Origin of the sequence: Kineococcus indalonis, from assembly GCF_009906395.1 — a bacterium.
In the GTDB taxonomy this organism is placed as follows: domain Bacteria; phylum Actinomycetota; class Actinomycetes; order Actinomycetales; family Kineococcaceae; genus Kineococcus; species Kineococcus indalonis.
Map to the genome: position 1 here is coordinate 1 of NZ_JAAALM010000870.1, position 984 is coordinate 984.

Genomic DNA, 984 nt, shown 5'->3' on the forward strand with positions numbered 1-984 from the left:
TGCGGCGGCTCCCTCGCGCGTGTTGGGGACGGGGGTGGAGGTGTTCTCCCTGTGGCGGGACTGGCCGGTGAACACCACCGCCTTGCAGCAGGTCGCCGACTCCGGCTCGGGCTGGGTGCGCATCGGGGTGGGCTGGTGCTCGCTGGAAGAACGCGGCCCCGGGCAGGTCTCCACCTGGTACCGCGACCGCCTGGACGCCACCGTGCGCCAGGCCCGCGCCCTGGGCCTGCAGCTGCTGCTGACGCTGGGCTGCACCCCCACCTGGCTCAGCGGCACCCAGGACCTCAAGGCCCTGCCGGCCGGTGAGGAGCAGTACCGGCACTTCCAGCGCATCGCCACCGAGCTGGCCACCCGCTACCGCGGGCAGGTGCGCGCCTGGGAGATCTGGAACGAGCCGGACTGCTCGGGGGGCACCTGCCCGAACACCCCCGCCAGCGCCTACGTGCCCGTCCTGCGCGCCGGCTACGCCGGCATCAAGGCCGCCGACCCCGCGGCCAGCGTGGTCAGCGCCGGCACCAGCGGCGCCAACGCGCAGTGGGTGCAGCAGCTGTACGCCGCCGGGGCCAAGGGCTCCTTCGACGCGCTGGGGCTGCACCCCTACCAGGGCCCGGCCGCCGAAGCGCCCGAGGCGCCCCCGGCCGAGCACCCGTACCGCATCACCAACGTGGCCAAAGTGCGCCAGGTGATGCTCGAGAACGGCGATGGCGCCAAGAGCATCTGGTTCACCGAGTTCGGCTGGACCACCGGCGCCGGCAGCGGTTGGAGCGCGGGGGTGGATGAGGCCACCCAGGCGGACTACCTGCGCCGGGCGTTGCGGATGGTGCAGAACTGGTACCCCTACGTCAGCCACGCGTTCGTCTTCACCATCCGCGACCGCGACGACTGGAACGCCTACGAGAACGGTTTCGGGTTGACCCGTCTGGACGGCAGCGCCAAACCCGCGCTGGGCGCGTTGCGCGAGACCAACACCTGGCTGCACACGCT

Annotated in this window: 1 protein-coding gene; it reads left to right on the top strand. The window is 72.5% G+C overall.

What is annotated here, in order from left to right:
- Window positions 1–19 precede the first annotated feature (19 nt).
- Window positions 20–984 (top strand): glycosyl hydrolase (locus GTR00_RS21640; RefSeq protein ID WP_166613553.1); only part of this gene is annotated, 965 nt, incomplete at its 3' end.